The organism is Aliarcobacter vitoriensis (genome assembly GCF_003316695.1).
Taxonomy (GTDB): domain Bacteria; phylum Campylobacterota; class Campylobacteria; order Campylobacterales; family Arcobacteraceae; genus Aliarcobacter; species Aliarcobacter vitoriensis.
On sequence record NZ_PDKB01000025.1, the window covers coordinates 1 to 20,233 of the forward strand.

The 20,233-nt window shown below is 27.7% G+C and carries 24 protein-coding genes and 1 pseudogene; 12 read left to right on the forward strand and 13 right to left on the reverse strand.

Translation table 11 applies throughout. The annotated features are described in order from the left end of the window. Window positions 1-230 precede the first annotated feature (230 nt). Window positions 231-944, forward strand: coding sequence for a Bax inhibitor-1/YccA family protein (locus CRU91_RS11165; RefSeq protein WP_113895302.1), 714 nt, complete (start codon window positions 231-233; stop codon window positions 942-944). 51 nt (window positions 945-995) lie between these two features. After that, window positions 996-1,400 (forward strand): thiamine-phosphate pyrophosphorylase, encoded by a 405-nt coding sequence (locus tag CRU91_RS11170; protein WP_113895303.1) that lies wholly within the window; start codon window positions 996-998, stop codon window positions 1,398-1,400. Here the strand turns inward: CRU91_RS11170 and CRU91_RS11175 are convergent. Further along, the gene (locus CRU91_RS11175; protein ID WP_113895304.1) at window positions 1,352-2,044 is read right to left on the reverse strand and encodes a methyltransferase domain-containing protein; all 693 of its coding nucleotides are present in this window, start codon (window positions 2,042-2,044) and stop codon (window positions 1,352-1,354) included. The two genes, CRU91_RS11170 and CRU91_RS11175, sit on opposite strands and share 49 nt — an antisense overlap. A gap of 95 nt (window positions 2,045-2,139) precedes the next feature. Between CRU91_RS11175 and secG the strand changes: the two are divergent. The 5 genes and pseudogenes from secG to CRU91_RS11200 all read left to right on the forward strand — a co-directional run. Continuing rightward, window positions 2,140-2,469, forward strand: a pseudogene (gene secG / locus CRU91_RS11180) (preprotein translocase subunit SecG); the annotation flags it as partial. Window positions 2,470-2,497: 28 nt separating this feature from the next. Further along, window positions 2,498-3,055 (forward strand): ribosome recycling factor, encoded by a 558-nt coding sequence (gene frr / locus CRU91_RS11185; RefSeq protein ID WP_113895306.1) that lies wholly within the window; start codon window positions 2,498-2,500, stop codon window positions 3,053-3,055. A gap of 3 nt (window positions 3,056-3,058) precedes the next feature. Next, entirely contained in the window at window positions 3,059-3,658 is a 600-nt protein-coding gene (pyrE, locus tag CRU91_RS11190; protein WP_113895307.1) for an orotate phosphoribosyltransferase, read from the forward strand. Further along, the gene (locus CRU91_RS11195) at window positions 3,658-4,140 is read left to right on the forward strand and encodes an RDD family protein (RefSeq protein WP_113895308.1); all 483 of its coding nucleotides are present in this window, start codon (window positions 3,658-3,660) and stop codon (window positions 4,138-4,140) included. Before pyrE ends, CRU91_RS11195 begins: the two co-directional genes overlap by 1 nt. Beyond that, a complete protein-coding gene (locus CRU91_RS11200; protein ID WP_113895309.1) occupies window positions 4,140-5,225 on the forward strand; it encodes an MFS transporter in 1,086 nt (361 codons plus the stop codon). Before CRU91_RS11195 ends, CRU91_RS11200 begins: the two co-directional genes overlap by 1 nt. Window positions 5,226-5,240: 15 nt before the next feature. On the opposite strand, the gene CRU91_RS11205 is transcribed toward CRU91_RS11200, so the two are convergent. The 8 genes from CRU91_RS11205 to CRU91_RS11235 form a co-directional block, all read right to left on the reverse strand. Next, window positions 5,241-5,660, reverse strand: coding sequence for a type II toxin-antitoxin system VapC family toxin (locus CRU91_RS11205; RefSeq protein WP_113895310.1), 420 nt, complete (start codon window positions 5,658-5,660; stop codon window positions 5,241-5,243). Further along, complete coding sequence (locus tag CRU91_RS11210) at window positions 5,657-5,878, reverse strand: hypothetical protein (RefSeq protein WP_113895311.1); 222 nt, start codon at window positions 5,876-5,878, stop codon at window positions 5,657-5,659. Before CRU91_RS11210 ends, CRU91_RS11205 begins: the two co-directional genes overlap by 4 nt. A gap of 225 nt (window positions 5,879-6,103) precedes the next feature. Next, window positions 6,104-8,044 (reverse strand): TonB-dependent siderophore receptor, encoded by a 1,941-nt coding sequence (locus tag CRU91_RS11215; protein ID WP_235827007.1) that lies wholly within the window; start codon window positions 8,042-8,044, stop codon window positions 6,104-6,106. A gap of 184 nt (window positions 8,045-8,228) precedes the next feature. Continuing rightward, a complete protein-coding gene (locus CRU91_RS12300) occupies window positions 8,229-8,435 on the reverse strand; it encodes a hypothetical protein (RefSeq protein ID WP_222718465.1) in 207 nt (68 codons plus the stop codon). Window positions 8,436-8,583: 148 nt separating this feature from the next. Further along, window positions 8,584-9,549 carry a zinc transporter ZntB gene (locus tag CRU91_RS11220; protein WP_113895312.1) on the reverse strand — a complete coding sequence of 322 codons (966 nt, stop codon included), beginning with the start codon at window positions 9,547-9,549 and terminating at the stop codon, window positions 8,584-8,586. Window positions 9,550-9,560: 11 nt separating this feature from the next. Beyond that, window positions 9,561-10,298, reverse strand: coding sequence for a YaaA family protein (locus tag CRU91_RS11225; protein WP_113895313.1), 738 nt, complete (start codon window positions 10,296-10,298; stop codon window positions 9,561-9,563). Between the two features lie 10 nt (window positions 10,299-10,308). After that, complete coding sequence (locus CRU91_RS11230) at window positions 10,309-10,944, reverse strand: MarC family NAAT transporter (RefSeq protein WP_113895314.1); 636 nt, start codon at window positions 10,942-10,944, stop codon at window positions 10,309-10,311. Between the two features lie 11 nt (window positions 10,945-10,955). Beyond that, complete coding sequence (locus tag CRU91_RS11235; RefSeq protein ID WP_235827008.1) at window positions 10,956-11,597, reverse strand: Crp/Fnr family transcriptional regulator; 642 nt, start codon at window positions 11,595-11,597, stop codon at window positions 10,956-10,958. 83 nt (window positions 11,598-11,680) lie between these two features. Here CRU91_RS11235 and CRU91_RS11240 point away from each other — a divergent pair, with 83 nt between their 5' ends. Then, window positions 11,681-12,028, forward strand: a complete 348-nt coding sequence (locus CRU91_RS11240; RefSeq protein WP_113895316.1) for a nitrous oxide-stimulated promoter family protein — start codon at window positions 11,681-11,683, stop codon at window positions 12,026-12,028. 1 nt (window position 12,029) lies between these two features. Here the strand turns inward: CRU91_RS11240 and ung are convergent, their stop codons facing one another. From ung to CRU91_RS11255, 3 genes are all read right to left on the reverse strand, one after another. Then, window positions 12,030-12,677, reverse strand: a complete 648-nt coding sequence (ung, locus tag CRU91_RS11245; protein ID WP_113895317.1) for a uracil-DNA glycosylase — start codon at window positions 12,675-12,677, stop codon at window positions 12,030-12,032. Between the two features lie 111 nt (window positions 12,678-12,788). Further along, a complete protein-coding gene (locus CRU91_RS11250) occupies window positions 12,789-14,180 on the reverse strand; it encodes an aldehyde dehydrogenase family protein (RefSeq protein WP_113895318.1) in 1,392 nt (463 codons plus the stop codon). A 67-nt stretch (window positions 14,181-14,247) separates the two neighbouring features. Continuing rightward, entirely contained in the window at window positions 14,248-15,900 is a 1,653-nt protein-coding gene (locus CRU91_RS11255) for an acetolactate synthase large subunit (protein WP_113895319.1), read from the reverse strand. A 271-nt stretch (window positions 15,901-16,171) separates the two neighbouring features. Between CRU91_RS11255 and CRU91_RS11260 the strand changes: the two genes are divergently transcribed. From CRU91_RS11260 to CRU91_RS11270, 3 genes are all read left to right on the forward strand, one after another. Further along, window positions 16,172-16,837 (forward strand): HAD family hydrolase, encoded by a 666-nt coding sequence (locus tag CRU91_RS11260; RefSeq protein WP_113895320.1) that lies wholly within the window; start codon window positions 16,172-16,174, stop codon window positions 16,835-16,837. Between the two features lie 72 nt (window positions 16,838-16,909). Then, window positions 16,910-17,347, forward strand: coding sequence for a Dps family protein (locus tag CRU91_RS11265; RefSeq protein ID WP_113895321.1), 438 nt, complete (start codon window positions 16,910-16,912; stop codon window positions 17,345-17,347). A gap of 97 nt (window positions 17,348-17,444) precedes the next feature. Then, window positions 17,445-18,599, forward strand: a complete 1,155-nt coding sequence (locus CRU91_RS11270) for a multidrug effflux MFS transporter (protein WP_113895322.1) — start codon at window positions 17,445-17,447, stop codon at window positions 18,597-18,599. Between the two features lies 1 nt (window position 18,600). On the opposite strand, the gene CRU91_RS11275 is transcribed toward CRU91_RS11270, so the two are convergent. Next, window positions 18,601-18,954: a hypothetical protein gene (locus CRU91_RS11275; RefSeq protein WP_113895323.1), complete on the reverse strand. Its 354-nt coding sequence runs from the start codon at window positions 18,952-18,954 to the stop codon at window positions 18,601-18,603. 145 nt (window positions 18,955-19,099) lie between these two features. Between CRU91_RS11275 and CRU91_RS11280 the strand changes: the two genes are divergently transcribed. Beyond that, window positions 19,100-20,230 carry an efflux RND transporter periplasmic adaptor subunit gene (locus CRU91_RS11280; protein WP_113895324.1) on the forward strand — a complete coding sequence of 377 codons (1,131 nt, stop codon included), beginning with the start codon at window positions 19,100-19,102 and terminating at the stop codon, window positions 20,228-20,230. The last annotated feature ends 3 nt before the right edge of the window (window positions 20,231-20,233 follow it).

A 20,233-nucleotide genomic window follows, 5' to 3' on the forward strand; every position in this document is an offset into this window, starting at 1 on the left:
AAACCTATCAAACTTTAAAGATCTCAACCTTCCCAGCTATCTGGTCAAATTGGACGGGAATTATAATCGCTTTTTTCTTATTTGTCAAGAGTTTTTTATTAATATTCGCTTAAATTCCTGAATTTGTATTTATTAATCTTTTATTTACAATTTTTTTATACTATAATGTCCAAGTATAACAAGCTTTTGTTATATAAATTATGTTTTTAAATTTTAATAAGGAAAGAAAAATGTACAATAGAGATTATTTAACTAATCAGTCATCTGAACATTCACAAGAATCATCTCAAGCATATATGATGAGCTTTTTAAAAGCTACATATCAATTATTTGCTGGTTCAATGTTAGCAGCAAGTGCAGGAGCTTACATAGGACTTGAGATAGTTCAATATTTAGTTGGTATGCATTGGATACTATTTATTGCGGTTATGGGATTAATATTTTTTGTAATTCCTAGAGTAAAACATAAAGCTGGTATTAATTTAGTTGCTTTATTTGGTATTACATTTTTAACAGGATTGATGATAGCTCCATTATTAGCTTCAATTTTAGCTATGCCAGGTGGTGCAGGTATTGCTGGTCAAGCATTTTTAATGACAGCTGTTGCATTTGGTGGAATTTCACTATTTGCTATGACAACTAAAAAAGATTTCTCATTTATGGGTGGATTTTTATTCTCTGCATTTTGGGTACTTTTTGCTGCTGGAATAATATTTGCTTTAGGTACAGCTTTTGGTTGGTTTGCATACTCAAGTATGTTTCACTTATTTTTATCTTCTGGTATTGCTATTTTAATGTGTGGATTTATTCTTTATGATACACAACAAATAATTAAAGGTGGTTATGATTCACCAGTTGAAGCTGCATTGTCTTTATATTTAGATTTCTTTAATCTATTCTCATCGCTATTACAAATTCTTGGAATTTTAAGAAGTGAAGACTAATAGTAAAAAAGGGCTAAAAGCTCTTTTTTACTCATTTAACTAATAACTAATATGAACTCAAATTTTTTAAGAATAATAGACGCAAACCTAAATAGATTACGAGAAGGTATTCGAGTAGTTGAAGACATTTTTAGATACGTATATAATGATAAAGAAAACTCAACAAAATTAAAAAATCTAAGGCATAAAGCTAGAACAGAAAACTATTTTGAAATTCTTGAGACAAGAGATGTAAATGGTGATGTGTTAAAAGATTCCATAAAGAGTGAACAAAATAGAGAAAATTTGAATTCAATCCTAATAGCAAACTTTAAAAGAGCTCAAGAAAGTGCTAGGGTATTAGAAGAACTAACAAAGCTTAGTTCTATAAAAACTAGTGAAAATTTTAAATATATAAGATATGAACTTTATAATTTAGAAATTGTTTTAACAAAAATAACTTCAAACTCTAAATAGTTTAAATCATAATTTTGATATAGTTTTTTTGCCTTTTTAAAAGACAATTCTTTACTTCCACTAACACCTGATTTTTTAATATAATCAAACAACTCTTTTTTACTATCAAACTCTAATTTATAGAAGATTGTTTCAAATTCACAAGAAAAATATTTTGAAAAAGCATTTTTTATACTTTCTTCATCTAAGATAGGAGATGAAGTATTTGTGAGTTTTTGAATAGTTTTAAAAGTATTTGAAGTAAATAAAACTGCATTTATATCTTTTGTAATTTTTGATAATTCACATACTACTTTTTCTAAATTATCTGCCCATTGTAATGCGGAAGAAGATAAGACAATATCATAAAATTCTTCCTTTATCTCTTCAAAAAACTCATCACTATCAAAATTTAAACATTTTACTTCAAGATTTTTGGCTTTTGGATGAAGTTCACACATAGAAATAGATCCATCAATAGCTTTATAAAAATCAAATTCCCAACTAATATTTGAAAAAATTTGTCCAGAACCACAACCTAATTCTAAAATTCTTTTTGGTTTAGTTTTTAATTCTCTTATCAATGACTTTGCACAAATCTGTTGAATAATATTATATGATTGATACTCTTTAGCATATTTTGAAAACTGATTTTTAAGTTCCATTTATCTCTTTGTGATTATTATATTTATATTTTTTTAACATTATTTTAACAAGTTTTAGATAAAATAGACACCATTTTTAAAAAAGGAACTAGATAATGACATCTACACTTTTAATCGTTCAATTTGTTTTAGCTGTACTAATTGTAATCGTTGTATTACTTCAAAAAAGCTCAAGTATTGGCTTAGGAGCTTATAGCGGAAGTAATGAATCTTTATTTGGAGCAAAAGGTCCTGCAAATTTTTTAACAAAAGCAACAATGTTTTTAGGACTACTGTTTGTATTAAATACACTATTTTTAGGATATACATATAATCAAGAGAGAAATAAAAGTGCTATTGATAATATAAAACCTGAGCTTTTAATTCCAGCAAGTCCAACAACACAAAATCAAGCTCCAGTTGCACCTGAAACAAATGTACCAACTAAAGCAGAATAAGTAAAAAGGAGATTTTATGTTAAATGAAGTTTATTCACAAACAAAAGAGCAAATGGAGAAATCTATTGAGTCTTTAAGAAGAGATTACAAAACTTTAAGAACTGGTAAAGTAAATGTAAATATTTTAGACAATATTAAAGTTGATTATTATGGAACACCAACAGATTTAAGTCAAGTTGGTTCAGTTTTAGCAACAGATGCTACAACTATTACAATCAGTCCTTGGGAAAAGAATCTTTTAGGTACTATTGAAAAAGCTATTCAAACTGCGAATATTGGGGTAAATCCAAATAATAATGGAGAAGTAATAAAACTATTCTTCCCACCAATGACAGTAGATCAAAGACAAGAAACAGCAAAACAAGCAAAAGTTATGACTGATAATGCAAAAGTTGCTATCAGAAATATCAGACAAAATGCAAATACAAAAATCAAAAATCTTTTAAAAGACAAAGAGATAACTGAAGATGATAGTAAAAAAGCACAGGATGAAGTTCAAAAAATAACTGATAGTTATGTAGCAAAAGCTGATGAAACTTTAAAAGCAAAAGAAAAAGAAATTTTAACGGTATAATTTATGAATATAGAACAAATTTACAAAGACTCAAATGCTTTACTTGAGGGGCATTTTAAATTAAGTAGTGGAAATTACTCTAAGTTTTATTTACAAAGTGCGAAAGTTTTAGAAGACCCAAAAACTGCAAAACTTTTAGCAGAAGCTTTAGCAGTTGAAATAAAAAAATCTGGAATAAAAATAGATGCTGTTTGCTCTCCTGCTCTTGGTGGACTAATTGCAGGTTTTGCACTTGCAACTGCACTTGATGTAAGATTTATATTTGCTGAAAGAGCTGAAGGTGAAATGACTATAAGAAGAGGCTTTGAAGTAAAAAAAGGTGAGAAATATATTATCTGTGAGGATATTATAACTACTGGAGGAAGTGCTTTAGAAGCTGCCAAACAAGTAGAAAAAGATGGTGGGGAAGTTGTAGCTTATGCAGCATTAGCAAATAGAGGATTTTGTCAAAGAGTTGGTAGTTCTTTAGAGCGAAAAGACAACTGTAAACTTCCACTTGATAAACCACTTTTTGCACTAGAAGATTTTTCATTTGAAATGTATTCGCCAGAAAATTGTGATTTTAAAGATATTGCTTATAAACCAGGTAGCCGAGGAAACTAATGGCAAAATGGAGAGATGTAAAACAAAAAAGAATTACAAATTCTGATTTAAAGCTTGAAGAAATATCTTCAAATTTAAATGGTTTTGCAACTCTTGGCAAAAGGCTTAGAGCCTTTTTAGTAGATTTATTTTTAATAACAACTCCTATATTTTACATTGTAATCTATTTTATAATGGGTGGAGGAGAAAACTTTGCACAAAATAGAGTTTTAGGTTGGAGTATTATTTTAATAGTTGTTTTTTTAATACTTATTTCTTTATGGCTTAAAAATGGACAAACTCCAGGACTCAAAGCTTATGGAATAAAACTTGTAGATAGTTCTACAAAAGAAAAAATAAACTTTTTCCAAGCACTAATTCGTTATTTAGCAACACTATTCTCAATCATATTGATAATTCCACTTTTTTATGCCTTTTTTAACAAAGATAAAAAAACTATACAAGATATACTTTCAAGAACTATTATAATAAATGAAGAGTAATGCTCTTTTTTAATATTTCAGCCTTTTATTTCTTCTATTTCGCTGCTGTTGGTATATATGTAATATTTTTACCAAAAGTGCTGAATGATATTGGATATAGTGCTTTTGATATTGGACTTATTTTAGCTGTCGCTCCTTTGATGAAATTTGCTATGCCATTTTTATTTTTAAAACATATTAGCTTAAATAAATCAATGTTTAAAAAAGCTCTATTCCTAACAGTTATTGCAGTTGCACTTTTTTATATCACAATAGAACATTTTTATATATTTATGTTAAATAATGCTTTTTTGGCTGCTTGTTTATCTTTGATTTTACCATATCTTGAAGTTACAACAGTTACAGTTTTAGGAAAAGATAGATATGGAAAAGCTAGGCTTTTTGGTTCTATTGGATTTATGATTATAGCTTTAGTTTTAGCAAAGTTTCTTTCAACTCCTTTTGTTGCACTTCACTATTATTTAGCAATAGTAGTATTAACCGTAATATTTGCTCTACTTTTATTAAAAAATGATTTAGAAGAAAAACTAAATCCAATTAGCGATGAAGTTTTCTCATTTTTAAAATATGCTGCTTTTTGGGCAAGTATATTTTTTATGCAAGTAAGTTTTGGTTCATTTTATAACTTTTTTACTATTTATGAGTTAGAACATGGTTTATCTTTGGAAACTATCTCTTATCTTTGGGCATTTGGAGTTATTTGTGAGATTTTAATGCTTTATTATCAAGCACCAATATTAAAAAACAATCTTCTAAATATTATAAAATTTTGTATAGGAATAACTGCTTTTAGATGGTTACTTTTATATATATTTCCTGATTCTCTTGAGATTGTATTTTTTACTCAAGCTATTCATGCATTCTCATTTGCTTTATTTCATAGTGCAATTGTGATTTACTTATATTCACTTTATGATAATAAAAAACTAGCTCAACAATTTATGTTTGGTGTTGGATATGGATTAGGTGGATTTGTAGGAGCTTTGCTTGCAGGAGCTACTTATGGAGAATATCTATTTTTATTTAGTGCTATTTTTGCACTATTTTCTTTTATAGCTATATGTTTTGTGAAAAAATCTAATTAATTTATACTCAAGTTTTTAATTAAATGGATTAATTACTGTAAGTTCAATATTTTGAAAATCTTTTTCATTTCTAGTAACCAAAGTAATATTATGACAAATACAAATTGAAGCTATAAGTGAATCCATAATAGGTAAAGGTTTACCAATATTTTTGAGCTTGTGATTTATCTCTCCCCATATTAACATAATATTTGTATCTATATTAAGAATTTTATTTTGAAATCTTATTAATAAATCTTGCTCTAACCATTTACTAAGATTTTCTTTTTTATCAAGATTTTTTAAATTTTCTATTCCTGATTTTATCTCTCCAATAGTGATAACAGATAAATATATATCTTCTTTATCTATTGAAGATAGAAATTGAACAACATTCTGATTTGGTTGTTTTGAAATAAGCTCCGAGATAATATTTGTATCCAATAAATATCTCAAAATTTCACTCTATTTGAATATTTATCAGATTCTCTTTTCAATTCAACTTCTCCAACAAGTGGACTATTTGCAAAAAATTCTACTAAATTAATCTCTTGTTTATTATCATCAAAGTTTTTGATCTCTTTTATTGTTAAATCTTTTTTTGAAATATTATTTAAAAAAGCCATCACTTTATCATAAATTTTATCATTTACATCTAACTTTATAGAGTACATTTTTACATCCTCCTTTTAAAATATAGTTAATCCTTCATTCTATTATATCAAAAATAAAGAAAAGTTTTCTCTAAATACATATTCCATTTAATACCCTTGAGTATGAGTTTCAAAGCATACAAGGAAAGTATATTTTATCATCGAAATTTTAATCTCAAAATTAAATAAATACTTTGAAACCCATGCTTAAAAGTACAAAGAGAGCAAAAACTCTCTTTATAAATCTTAAAATGAATATTTCATATTTAAAGCAAAACTTCTAGGTTCTCCATAGTTCATAGAATCACTCCCAATACCTTCATAATATTTTTTGTCAAATAAGTTATTGATATTTAACTGGAGTTTTAAATTTTTTGTTACATCATAAGAAGCCATAACATTGGCTAAGATATAAGCATCTTGAGTGATTTTAGTTGTACCACTTCCTGTGTAAAATTTACTTTTATAGTTCAATCCACCACCAATAGCAAAATCTTTGTTGATTTTATATTTTGTAAATAAATTTGCTGTTGTTCTTGATGAAGTTGTATTAAACTTTTTATCATTTGCATCTTTAGCTTCAAAGTTTGCTATACCAAAACTAAGATTCCAATTATCAGTGATTTCACCACTTATATCAAACTCTACTCCTTTACTTACAACTCCTTTTGCTGATTTATATGCTTGATTTGTTGTACCAGTTATAAATACTCCTTCATCTCTAGTTGCAACTCCATCTTGTTCTACTCTAAAGATAGATACTGCAGTATTTAATCTTTTATCAAAATATTCACCTTTTATACCTGTTTCATAGTTTTTTCCTACTATTGGGTCTAAATACTTGTTATTTTTATCTTTACTACTTTGTGGTTTAAAAATATCTGTATAACTTGCATATATTGAGTGGTTTTCATCTATATCATAAACCAATCCTGCATAAGGTGTTAGCTCATTTTTAAACTCCCTATTTCCAATACCATCTCCTCTTGTTGATTCCCAAGATGAAATCCTAAGTCCAGCTATAAGTTTTAAATCTTCCATTAAAGAAAATTTTCCAGTTAAATAAGCACCTCTTTGTTCTATTTTTTCTATCACAGATGTTACATCATTAAGTGATGAATTTGGATTAGGTACTCTTAAATTATAAAAATTAGATACGGCATCAAAATCTATTTTTTCTTTGTAATAACTAGGTTTTACTTGATTATAAGTGAAACCTCCTATTATTTCATGTTCTAAACTACCCAAAGAAAAAGGTACTGAAACATAAGTATCAAAATTATGCTCTTTATATTCTTTATCTGCATTCCAGTTTATCCAATCCAATCCTGAACCTGTATTCTTATCTAAATTTCCCTCATAAGCCAAAGAAGAAATATTTTCTCTAGTTTTCATATATGAATAGTTTGCATGAATAGATATATCGTTATCAAAGTAATGTTTTAAATTTGTAAACATCATCTTTGATTCACTATCCCAATAGTTCCAATCATCTGAAATAGCTTGATTTCTACTAAAATTTGTTCTTGTACCATCACTATAAAAAGCTGGCAATCCACCCCATTTTGCACCATCTCTATTTTTTTCTTGGTAATCTATACCAGCTGATAGTGTAGTATTATCTGTAAGGTCATAATCTAAAATTCCATATAATACCTTTGTTTGAGTGCTGTATCTATCTATGAATGAGCCTTTATCTTCATATCCTCCAACAACTCTTAGCCTTAAGCTTTTATCTTCATTTAATGGAGATTGAATATCAACTGTCCCACGATAATTATTCCAAGAACCAGCACTTAAGTTTATATCTCCTTTAAATACTTTACTATTTGCATGTTTTCTTATCATATTTATAGAAGCTCCAGGATTTCCTGCTCCAGTCATAAGTCCATTTGCACCTTTTACTATTTCTACTCTATCATATATAGATAGATCTTGATCATGTGCACTTGCAAATTGATTAAGAGATGCTGTTGGAATTCCATCAATTTGGTAGTAATCTACATAAAATCCTCTTGAAAATGGACTTAATCTTTCATCTGTTCTTATTGTTGAGACACCTGTAACATTATTAAGCATTTCTTGAAATGAAGTTATATTTGTATCTTCTAAATATTCTTGTGTTAAAACTTTTACTGATTGTGGAGTTTCACGAATAGATAAATCGAGTTTTGTAGCAGTATTCATACTTCCTGTTGTATATGAACTTGAGTTTTCTGTTGTACTTCCTAGATAATTTCCACTATTTACAGATATTTCATCTAAAACAGTAGTATTACCAAAGTTTTGATATTTTGGTTTTTCTATTATATAAATTATGCTATCTTCTTCGATAGCTTTGAGATTATGTTCTTCTAGTACACTATTTAGATTACTTAATACCGTACCCCCCCCCGAAACCTAACTTTTCTGAATCAACTATTTTATTCTTCAAATCTTTTGATTTTGAAATATATGTTACATTATATCTCTTTACTATATTCTCTACTGCTTCTTGCAAACTTATATCTTTTGCATTTAACATTGTTCCACTTAACATCATTGATGCTAAAACTGAAATGAAAATTTTGTTTTTCATCTTATATCCTTTGTATTAATTTTGAGAATTTGTTTCTCTATATAGTAAGACGATTTAAATGAAAAAAATGGACAATTTTTACAAAAGAATTTTCAAATTTGTAAGCTTGAGTTACTTTTGGTAACAAAAAGAGTGTTTTTTTGATTTCTCAAATCCACTTCTTTTTTTTGAATAAATAAAACTGAAAGCCAACAACTGCAAATAAAATTATAATAAATATATAAAAAGCACTATCATTAGAAGCACCAGGTATTCCACCAACATTTATTCCTAAAAGTCCTGTTAAAAAAGTAAGTGGCAAAAATATTGCAGATAAAATAGCCAAAATATACATCTTTTTATTCATCTGTTCTGTTAAACTATTTACCAACTCTTCTTGAAAAAGTATCACTTTATCTCTTGTTGTATCAAGTTCTTCAATATGACGTATTAGTTGGTCTGTTGTTTCTCTTAATTCAATTCTTTGGTATTCATTTATCCAAGATAATTTTTCATTATATAGTTTTACTAAAGCCTCTTTTTGTGGTGTTAAATATCTTTTTAAGGTTATACACTCTCTTCTGATTCTTAATATTTCTGTTCTAAACTCTGTATTATTTTCAGCATCTAAAATATTTTCTTCTAAAAAATCTGCTTTATCTTGGATTTTATCTATTACATTATCCATTCTATCTATCATTCTATAAGTTAGTTCAACCAAAAACTCTGAAGAGCTTTTTACACCTTTTGCTTTTCTTAACTCTTCACTTAACTCTATTACAGATAATATATTTTTTCTACTTGTTGAGATAATTAAATCTGAAGATATAAAAATACGAATAGAAATCATCTTTTCTGGTTTTGCATTTTTCTCTAAATTAACTCCTCTTAGAGCAATAAGTAAAGAATCATTTAATACAACTGTTCTTGGTCTTGTTTCATCAGCCAAAAGAGCATCTACGGCAATAGAATCAATGTTACTATTGTTTGTAATCCAATCTTGCGCTTCTTTACTTGTATAATCAAAATGTACCCATAAAATCTTATTTTCTCTTTGAACACTATCTAAATTATGATATTCTAGCTCTTGAGCTGTTCCATCTTTTTCTATTAAAAACCCTTGAAATGGCTTCATATTTATAACCTTTAATTTATACTGTAAACTATCTCTTTTTTTAATTTTTGTTCTTTTATCTCTTCAACTTTTAAACTTTTTATCTCCAAATTCATAAGTTCATCAAAACTATTTATGCTATTTTGGGCAATTAGCTTTAAGATTTCACCTCTGTAGGCTTTAGCAAAATGGCTTACAACTTTTCCATCTTTTATAAATTTCATAGTAAGATATGGCTTTTTTATAGTATAAAATTTTTCATAAAACCCTGCTCTTAAGTCCAAGACATCTTCATCTTTTAAATATTCATCTAAAGCTTGGCTAAAATTATCACTATAAAACTTCTCTATTTTTAAATCATCAAAAGTTTCACCTTGTTTTAGTTTATAGTCAGGTATTTCATCGTCTGCTTTCAAAACTCCAAAAAGATTTGAAAATATCAAAACATTGTCATCTATATATTTTTGTGCTTTTTTTTCAAGATTTGCATATTGCAAGTAATCATAAGCAACACCTTCATATCTTAGAATTGCTTTCATAGTAGAAGATTTGAAAATATCTGTTTTATATTTTTGTAAAATATCAGCTTTTTTAGTACCAAAAAGTTTTTCTAACTCTTCTTTTGATGCTATTTTTATAAAATCATTGTAAGAATTTATAATTTCAAGCCTTTTATCAAAAAGTTCACCAAATATAAGACTATTTTTATCAAAACTTTTTTGTTCTCCTCCACTATTTTTTGTTTCACTTGGAGAAAATAGTATTTTCATATTTATTCCTTTAGTTTGGGAAATTTATAATTATCTCTTTGACACCATTTATAACAAATTGTGTACCCATACAAACAAGTAAGAATCCCATCAATCTTGATATTGCATCAACTCCATTGCGACCGACAATTTTCATAATACTATCTGCACTTCGTAAACTTAACCATAAAATTATACTAAGAATAAGTGGAGTTAAAATAGAAGCAACATAAATTATCCAAATTGGAGTATCACTTTGCCCACTATGAATAGTCGAAGCTGCACTTATAACCATTGCTATTGTTCCAGGTCCTGCTGTACTAGGCATTGCAAGTGGTACAAAAGCTATACTTCCATTTTCTTTGCTACTTTCATCTTTTTTACTAGGGAAAAGCATCCTAAAACCAATATATGCAACTATCAATCCACCAGCAATTCTTAATCCAGGAATTGAAATACCGAAAGTTTTCATTATAAATTGACCAAAATAAAATGATAAAACAATAATAAAAAATACATAAACACTAGCATAAAAAGCTTCTTTATTTTTTTCTTGTTTTGTCATATTTGATGATAGCCCAATAAATAATGCAACAGTTGTTATTGGGTTTGCTAATGGAATTAAGATTATAAGTCCCAATGAAATAGTATTTATCAAATCAAGCATATTTAGTCCCTTTAATGTGCAATTCTTTGTAGTTTTTCATAATCTAATATTTTTATAGTTCCTCTATCATTTCCTATTACCTTATCTTTTTTTAGTTTTGCTAATTGTCTTGAAAATGTTTCAGGTGTAATGTTTAAAATCTGTGCAATTTTTACATGCTTTAAACTAGGAAGCAATTTTTCATTTTCAAGTAAAAATTTTGCAATCTTTTCTATACTATTTAAAGCAATGTTATAGTTTATAAAACTTTCTAAATACTTTATTTTTTTCGTAAGAGATTTGATAAAGAACATTGATATATCAGGCTTTAATAAAAACTCATCTTTAAATCTTTTATAATCTATAAGTATAACTTCTGCATCTGTTTCAAAAGAACAATTTGCTATAAAATTTATCTCTTCATAATTTACAATTTCTGCAATAAGTGCTGGTGCTAAAAGATTATGAATTATCACTTCATTATCTTTAAAATCATGTGTATAAAGCTTTGCTATTCCTTTTATTAATAGATGTAAATATTTTGATTCATCACCTTTATAAAATAAAATTTCACCTTTTTTATATGATTTTTTAAAAGATATCTCTTTTAACCTTTCTATATCTGCCTCTTTTAAAAAACTGAAAAAGGCATAATCATTTTGTATATTTTTCATAATTTTCTCTTTATCTTGACACTTGTCAATAATTTATTGGTTATTATATGCAAAAATAGTAAAAATTAAGTAAAAGCTACAAAATGACAATAGAAAAATTTGAAAGTGAGATAAATACACTCAAAAAATTTTATGAACTTTTTTGTGTCAATAAACATGAAAATCAAAAAAAGAATATTGTAAAAATTGAGTTTAAAAATAGAGTATTTGATTTAGAATTAGATTTATGTGAAGAGTGTTTTGAAGCAATTAATTATTCATTTGAAAGATTGCAAAATTGCCCACACAAAATAAAACCTAGATGTAGAAAATGTCCAAATCCTTGCTATGAAAAACAAAGATGGAAAAATATAGCAAATGTTATGAAATATTCAGCTATCAAATTATCTTTGAGTAAGATAAAATCAAAAGTAAAAGATTTATTTAACTAAATTACCAATTAATTGGCTCTTTAGCTAAAGATTTTAAAATATTATTTGTTTGAGAGAAGTGTTTACAACCAAAGAATCCTCTATAAGCACTAAGAGGACTTGGATGAACTGTTGTTAAAATATGATGTTTTTTTTCATCTATTAAAACTCTTTTTTTTATAGCTGGACTTCCCCAAAGTAAAAAAACAATATCTTTACAATTTTGACTTATGTATTTGATAATATTATCTGTAAAAACTTCCCAACCAATATTTTGATGACTTGCAGCTTTTGATTCTTCAACTGTTAAAACTGTATTTAAAAGTAATACTCCTTGTTTTGCCCATGGTGTTAAATCTCCATCAAGACAATAAGAAGGTCTTTGTAAATCTTCATTTATCTCTTTTAAAATATTTTGCATAGAAGGAGGATTTTTAATATTTGCTGGTGTTGAAAAAGCCAAACCTTGAGCTTGTCCCTTACCGTGATAAGGGTCTTGTCCTAAAATAACAACTTTTAAATTATCAAGTTTTGTTAAAGCAAAAGCTCTAAATATTTTCTCTTTTGGTGGAAAAACTGTTGTCATTTCATACTTTTTATCAATTTGTACTTTTAAATTTTTATAGTAATCTTTTTGTTTTTCTTGCTCTATTACTTCTTCCCAAGTCATACTAAATCCTTTCAAATAGCTCCTATTTAAAAGGAACAAAGTTTTTATCTACAAATAAAAAAAGCTAAGGCAATAAACCTTAGCTTTGAAGTATATAGAAAGTTTAATAAATTATAAAACAGGAGATTTTATAACCATCATTTTTTCTACACTCATATCATGCATAGAGTGAGGAATTCCACCCATTCCAAGTCCTGAAACTTTTGCTCCACCAAATGGCATCCAATCAACTCTAAATGCAGTATGGTCATTTACCATAACAGCAGTTGCATTTAATCTTTTTACAGCTTTTAAAGCTTTATCAATATTTTTTGTAAATACAGCTGCTTGGAAAGATACATCAAGACTATTTGCTCTAGATATTGCTTCATCTAAATCTTTATATGAATATACACAAACAACTGGTCCAAATACTTCTTTTGTAGATACTAAAGCATCATCTGAAGGATTTAAAATAACTGTTGGTTCAAAACAAGATGCACTTATTCTTTTTCCACCAGTTAAAATTTTTCCACCTTTTGAAACTGCTTCATTTACCCATTCTTCAACTCTATCAACTTCATTATTATTGATTAATGGTCCAACTTCTGTTTTTGGATCTAATTGATCTCCAACTATTAGTTTTGAAGCAGATTGTGCTAATTTAGTAGCAACTTCTTCACAAATTGATTCTTGAACAAATACTCTTTGAACAGATACACAAACTTGTCCAGCATGATAAAATCCACCTTTTGCAAGTGCAGGAATCATATCTTCAATATCTGCATCAGCTTCAACAATAACTGGTGCAACTCCACCGTGTTCTAAAACAACTCTTGTTCCATCACTAGCTTTTGAGTTTAAGTACCAACCAACTGAACCTGAACCAATAAATGTTAAGAATGCAGTTTTAGGTGATGTAGAAAGTAACTCTCCACCTTTTCTATCACAAACAACAGCTTGAGCCCAACCTTTTGGAAGTCCAGCTTCTTCAAGAATTTTTACAAGTCTAACCGCACTCATAGGAGTTTGAGTTGCAGGTCTAATGATAACTGGACAACCAGCTGCAATAGCAGGAATTACTTGGTGAACAGCTAAATTAAATGGGTGATTAAATGCAGAAATAGCTGCAACTACACCTATTGGCTCTTTAAATGTATAAGCCAATCTATTTGCACTTGTATTTGTATGTCCCATAGCAACTTCTTTACCTTCAAATACACTTAGGTGTTCGATTGCTATTTTAATTCCATTGATTGCTCTTAAAATCTCAACTTTTGAGTCAATATAAGGTTTTCCACCTTCACTTGCACAAAGAATTGTAAGTTCTTCAACTTGAGAACTCATAATTTTCATAACATTTTCTAAGATTTCAACTCTTTTATATTTTGGTAACCATCCATCTTTATTTGTAAAAGTTTTATGTGCTAAATCAATAGCTGCTTCAACTTCTTCATAACTATTAAATGGAACTGTTCCAACAACTTTACCATCAAATGGTGATGTAACTTCTATTGTACTCATATTTTCTCCTTATTAAAATTTAGAATAAAAAAAGGGGCTTTTTAAAGCCCCTGTTAAAAACTGTTGCTTATACTAAGCAAGCTTTTGAAGGTAATAACTCATTTAAAATTGAGTGATTTAAAGAGTAATCAACAGCAAGGTCTATCAAGTGAACACCTTTACTATTTACACATTGCTCTAAAGTTTTTTCAAAATCTTCAACTGAAGTTGGTCTATAACCTTTTGCTCCATAAGCTTCTGCATATTTAACAAAATCAGGATTTCCAAGATCAAGTCCAAATGTTTCAAACCCCATTCCTGTTTGTTTCCATTTGATCATACCATAAGCATTATCATTTAAAATAATTACTGTTAAATCTAATCCTAATCTAACAGCTGTTTCCATCTCTTGTGAATTCATCATAAATCCACCATCTCCACATACTGTCACAACTTTTTTATCAGGATTTATCATTTTTGCCATCATAGCTGATGGAAGTCCAGCACCCATTGTAGCTAATGCATTATCTAAAAGAAGTGTATTTGGTCTTGCACATCTATAATTTCTAGCAAACCATATTTTGTAAACTCCATTATCTAAAGTTAAAATATCTTCTGCATCTAATGTTTGTCTAATAGATCTTACAGCTCTTTGAGGTAAAATTGGGAATCTATTATCACCAAAATATTTAGTTAATCTTGTTCTGATTTCATCTGCTAATCTTACATAATAATCAAAATCCCAGTGAGATTGAACAGTTATTTTATCTGTGAATTTTTGGATATTTCCAGCGATATCACCAATAACGTCCATTTGAGGGAAATATGTATCATCTACTTCACTAGCAAAGAAGTTTACGTGCATAACTTTTGTAGCACCTTCTTGATTTGACATAAAAAATGGTGGTTTTTCAATAACATCATGTCCAACATTGATAATTAAATCTGCTCTATCAATAGCACAATGAACAAAATCATCTTTTGATAATGCAGCAGCACTTAAACACAATGGGTGATTTTCATCAACAACACCTTTACCCATTTGAGTAGAAAAGAATGGCATTCCAGTTTTGTTTACAAAATCTGTTAAAGTATTTCCAATTCTTGTTCTATTTGCACCAGCTCCGATTAATAAAAGTGGTCTTTTCGCTTTTTCAATCATAGCAACTGCTTCAGCAATAACATCATCAACAGCAACTGGATATTTTACATTAACCACTGGATATACATTTGTATCGTGATCTACTTCTTCTGCTGCTATATCTTCTGGTAATTCAAGGTGAACAGCTCCTGGTCTTTCAGTAGTTGCTATTTTAAATGCATCTCTAACCATAGATGGAACATTGTTACCATTTACAATTTGTTTAGCAAATTTAGTCATAGGTCTCATCATTCTTACTATATCAATGATTTGAAATCTACCTTGTTTAGATTTTTTGATTGGTTTTTGCCCTGTGATCATCATCATAGGCATTCCACCAAGTTGTGCATAAGCAGCACTTGTTGCAAAGTTAGTAGCACCAGGGCCTAAAGTTGATAAACATACTCCAACTTTTCCAGTTAATCTTCCATAAGTCGCAGCCATAAATCCTGCACCTTGCTCGTGTCTTGTTAAAATTAATTTGATTTTTGATTCTCTAAGAGCATCAAGAAAATCAAGATTTTCTTCTCCAGGGATTCCGAAGATATACTCAACACCTTCATTTTCTAACGCTTTGATAAATAATTCTGATGCGTTCATTTTGTTTTACTCCATTTAATTTTATTATTATATTAACAACTTCAAAATATGAAAATTTTGTAACAATATCTACAAGTCTTAAAAGCTTGATAAACAATTGTTATTATAACCATATTAAAACTATTCTTTACATATAATTAATCATATTCTATTTTCTTATATTTTTATATTAACAAAAAGTTACACTTTGATTTAAAATGTTACTTTTATAGAAAATTAATACTCTTTTCAATAGCATTCATATAAATATTCTATAAATTTGGTGGGAAGAATGAAAACAGTTGATAATAAAAAAACTATAATTTTTGATTTAGATGGAACATTATTAGATTCAATAGAAGATATCGCAATTTCTATGAATAAAGTTTTAGAAAGTTTAAATCTTCAAACACATTCAATTGAAGATTATAAATATTTTGTTGGTGGAGGTGTTGATGTTTTAGTAGAGAATGCCTTAGGAAATCAGACAAACCAAATAAAAGATGAAGTTATCAAAAGATTTAAAGTAGAGTATGATGGAAAAATGCACTCTAAAACTCTTCCTTATGAAGGTATTTATGAATTATTAGATGAATTAAAAAAGCTAGATTGCAATTTAGCAGTTTTATCAAATAAACCACATGAATTTACAGTTACTTATGTAAATCATTTTTTTAAAGATTACGGATTTAAAGAGATACACGGACAAAAACAAAGTCTTCCTAAAAAACCAAATCCAAAAGCAGCAATAGATATAGCACAAGCTTTAAACACTCCTTGTGAAAACATATTTTTCGTAGGAGATACAAAAGTAGATATGCAAACAGCAAAAAATGCTGGAATGATAGCTATTGGAGTTTTATGGGGATTTAGAGATGAACAAGAATTAAGTGAATTTGGAGCTGATTTTATAGTAAAAACTCCTTTAGAAATAGTCGATATTATTTCAAATAAATAAAAATAAAAGCTATATTGACAAATATCTTTTATGGTTATATAATGTTTTTTAACAATTTTATAAGGAGTTATAATGTCAAAAGTAATTAAACAATTAAAACAAATTCAGGCTGATGCACATGCGCTGTATGTAAAAATCCATAACTACCACTGGAATGTAAAAGGTATGGACTTTCATCCTGTTCATTCATATACAGAAGGTGTTTACGATAGTATGTCAGAACTGTACGATGATATGGCGGAGAGAGTTATCATATTAGGAGACAAACCTTATTTAACTTTAGAAGAGTTAATAAAAGCTACAAAAATTGAAACTGAAAAAGGTGATAGTTTCAAATCTAAAGAGATTGTAGAAAAAATAATTGCTGATTTTGAATACCTTTTGAAAGCTTTCAAAGAGTTAAGTAAATTTGCTGGAGAGAATTCAGATAAAGGTACAGAAGCATTTGCAGATGAAAAAGTTGCAAAACTTGAAAAAGATTTATGGATGTTACATAGTATGTTAAAATAAATAAAAAAGGGAATTATTCCCTTTTTTATTTTCTTATACCTATTTTTTATTATTAAAAAATCTACATTTTATTTTGAGCATTATTTAAAGAGTTTTTATGAAAAAATCAATTAATCATATATATTTAATAGTTTTAATATCTATCTTATCATCCGTTGCTCCTATGGGAGTTGATACTTATTTACCTTCCATTCCAGAAATTGCAAAATATTTTGAAGTAAATATTCACAAAGTTGAACTTTCTTTAGCAATTTTTTTAATAGGTTTTTCAATGGGTCAAATATTTGGTGGTCCAATTTCTGATAGATATGGAAGAAGATTTGGTTCTATAATTGGACTTTTAGGTTATGCACTTTTTAGTTTCTTAATAATATTTAGTTCATCTATTTATGAACTTTGGGTTTATAGATTTTTAGAAGCATTTTTTGGTGGAATTACAGTTGTAAATGCAGCTGCTGCTGTTAGAGATAGATTTAAAGGACAAGAAGCAGCAAAAGTTTTTTCTCTAATTGGAATGGTAAGAAGTTTAGCTCCACTTTTAGCTCCAGTAATTGGAGCTTTTATTATTCACTTCTTTCCATGGGAAGGAATTTTTGTATTTTTAACAATTTATGCTTTAATAGTTGCATTTTTTATTTACAAAGATTTTCCAGAGAGTTTTGTATATGTCAAACAAGGAGTTTTTGAGTCATATAAAATAGTTTTAACTCATAAAATGGCTATGAGAGCTATGCTTGTTTTGGCATTAAGTTTTGGTGGGTTTTTTATCATTATTTCTAAAACATCATTTATATACATAGAGTATTTTAATATTTCTACTGATTACTTTCCACTATTTTTTGGTATAAACTTTATTCTTTTAATATTGATGATAAATGTAAATGTAGCTTTGCTAAAAAAATATAAAGCTCTTAGTATTATAAAAAGTGCTATTTTATTCCAAACTATTGTAGGAGTAATTTTTATATTAATTCACAAAGATATGAATTTAGTTTTAACCGTGTTAATAATCGCTTCATATATGAGTATGATGGCATTTATTTTTGGGAATTGTATGTCTTTAGCAATAGAACACTTCTCAAAAAATGCAGGCGTTGCTTCTGGAGTATTGGGTGTTTTACAATTTGGTTTGGGAGCTTTAGTATCTTCAATAGCACTAAATTTTGATGATAATGGATTTTTTGTAATAGCTTTTAGTATAACTTTAATTTCTATTTTAAACTATTTTATTATTAAAACATATAGAGCTTGATTTATACGTCAAGCTCAAAAAACTCTTCACTAACTTTCTCATATTTTGCAACAGAACAACTTATTTTTGATGCATTTGAATAGTCTTTAAACTCATCTAAAAATAGTTTCTTTAATTTTTCAACTTCTACACTTCTAAATATGAAATACCCTAAAATATAAGTTTTTCTTTCTCCTGCTTTTTCTATACCAAAACTATCAAACTTCCAATTTACACCTTTTGAAAAGAAAAAAACTTCACTTATTCTTCTTTCTAATTCATCTCTTACATTTGTATTAAATTCTTTTAAATGTACGTAAAATGCTACATTATAATTGTATTTTGATTGTACTAAGTCATCAATAATTAAACTCATAAAAATTCCTTATATAAAATTTCAGGTAAAATATTAACAATTTTTAACTACAATATTACTTTTAAAGGGTATTCTTGAGTATTGATATTAATATTTAATTAATATTGATAGTGTAAAATCCACAATTCAAATTTTTAGGACCATTATGTTTACGAAATCAAAATTTACTATTTTTATAACTACAATTTTAATACTTTTTAGTGCCTGTGAGAAAAAAGAAGATACAAAATTTACACCAAAACCAACTGAAGTAGGTTTCATAAACCTAAATAAAGTGCAATTTGCCTTAGAGCAAGAAATAAGTGGAAGAGTAAAACCAAAATTTATATCACAAGTTCGCCCTCAAATTACAGGAATTGTACAAGAACAATTATTTAAAGAGGGAAGTTTTGTAAAACAAGGAGATATTTTATATAAAATTGATAAATCAACTTATCAAATGGAATTTAACCAAGCAAATGCAAGTTTAAATAGTGCAAAAGCAAATTTAGTAAGTATTGAAGCAAAACTAAAAAGAGTTGAAGAACTTATAAAATTTGATGGGGCATCAAAACAAGAACTTGATGATGCAAAAGCCAACTATCTCCAAGCAAATGCATTGGTTCAAGAGAAAATTGCAAATCTTGAAAATGCAAAAATAAACTTACAAAGATGTGATATAAAAGCACCAATAAGTGGTTACATAGGAATATCAACTGTTACAAGTGGAGCTTTAGTATTAGCAAATCAAAGTGATTATCTAACAACAATAAAAGATAGTTCAAAAGTTTTTGTAGATTTAAATCAATCATATAATGACATTCTAAAATTAAAAAAATTCCTTCCAACAAATGATTTTACAAATACTTCTGTAACTTTAATTTTAGATGATGGTTCAGTTTATTCTCAAAAAGGAGTTATGGAAAGTAAAGAGTTAGCAGTAGATGAAAATACAGGAACTGTAACTTTAAGAGCTGAATTTGAAAATAAAGACAATATTTTACTTTCTGGAATGTATGTAAAAGCAATAATTCAAACCTCAACAAAAGTTAATTCATTTTTAGTTCCACAACAAGCTGTTTTAAGAGACCAAAAAGCAAATCCAATAATAACAATAATAGATGAAAACAATGGTACAAAAACAAAAATTATAGAAATTCAAAGAGCAATAGGCAATAAATGGCTAGTAACTTCTGGGATAGATGAAAATGACAAAATCATCATTGAAGGATTAAATAAAATCAATGATAAAAGTAAAGTAATCCCAAAAGACTTAACACATAAGTACAAGGACTAATAA